A 1,247-nucleotide genomic window follows, 5' to 3' on the forward strand; every position below is an offset into this window, starting at 1 on the left:
CCTTGGGCTCAAGGGGTGGTCGCAACACTGCCTTCGTGGAGCTTACGGGCGAGGGTTTCGGCGGGGGTGTAGAAGCCGAGGGCTTTGCGGGGCCGGGCGTTGAGTTCGGCTTGGGCGGTGGCGAGGTCGTCGGCGGTGTAGCGGCTCAGGTCGGTGCTTTTGGGGAAGTACTGGCGTAGCAGGCCGTTCGTGTTTTCGTTGGTGCCGCGTTGCCAGGGGCTGTGCGGGTCGCAGAAGTAGACGGCCAGGTCGGTGGCGACGCTGATCTGGCCGTGCTGGGCCATCTCGATGCCTTGGTCCCAGGTCAGGCTGCGTCGTAGCTGTGCGGGTAGGTCGGCCATAGCGGTGATGATTGCGTCGCGGACCTCGACGGCGCCGTGACCGTTGGGCAGGTGCAGCAGCAGCACGAACCGGGTGGCCCGGTCGACCAGGGTGCCGATGGCGGACTTGTTAGCGGTGCCGGTGATCAGATCGCCTTCCCAGTCGCCGGGAACAGCCCGGTCTTCGACCTCCGGGGGCCGGTCGGCGATCATGACCATGTCCGGGATCCGGGTGCGCTGGCCACGCTGATCGACCCGCCGCTGTGGTTTGCGCAGCGCTCGCCCGGTGCGCAGCCGCGTGGTCAGCTCGCGGCGCAGGCCGCCTTTGCCATGCACGTAGAGGCTTTGGTAGATGACCTCGTGCGAGACCCGCATGCCCTGGTCGTCGGGAAATAGCAGCGGCAGTCTGCGGTTGATCTGTTCGGGGCTCATCCGCTGCTCCAGCATCGCCTGGACCTGGGCCTGCAGCGGCGGGCACACGGCCAGCTTACGAGGCTTGGGCCGCCGAGCCCGCGCTTCGGCCTTCGACTGGGCCAGCATCGCACGATAACCACCCTGGTTACCGCCCAAGACCCGGTTGCGGACCAGCTCCCGGCTGATCGTCGACGGATGGCGGCCCAGCCGGCGGGCGATCGCCCGCATGCTCTGGCCCGCCGCCCGACCGACCGCGATCTCCTCCCGCTCGGCAAGGGACAAGTACCGGCCGCATGGTTCGGTCAGCGAGATCGGCGACATCCCGCCACTATCACCGAACCACCGCAGCCCCGTCGCCCACGAGACCCCAGCCACCGCCGCCGCCTGCCCTGTCGGCAACCCCCGCCCGACCGCCCGCCAAAATTCACGACGAACAACCAGCAACGACACCGGACGAGCCATCAACAACACCTCGAATCAACCAAGGTGTTGCGACCACCCCCTGAATCCACC

The 1,247-nt window shown here is 68.0% G+C and carries 1 protein-coding gene; it reads right to left on the bottom strand.

Features of this window, described 5'->3' with window-relative positions; all coding sequences use genetic code 11:
* Positions 1-8: 8 nt before the first annotated feature.
* Positions 9-1,055: an IS30 family transposase gene (locus AB0M47_RS42785; protein ID WP_363424792.1), complete on the bottom strand. Its 1,047-nt coding sequence runs from the start codon at positions 1,053-1,055 to the stop codon at positions 9-11.
* Between the last annotated feature and the right edge of the window lie 192 nt (positions 1,056-1,247).

The sequence above is a fragment of the Hamadaea sp. NPDC051192 genome (genome assembly GCF_040682475.1).
GTDB lineage: Bacteria > Actinomycetota > Actinomycetes > Mycobacteriales > Micromonosporaceae > Hamadaea > Hamadaea flava.

Excerpts from the sequence above, each read along its gene's own strand:
- AB0M47_RS42785 (WP_363424792.1), bottom strand. The coding sequence starts at position 1,055 with ATGTCGCCGATCTCGCTGACCGAACCATGCGGCCGGTACTTGTCCCTT.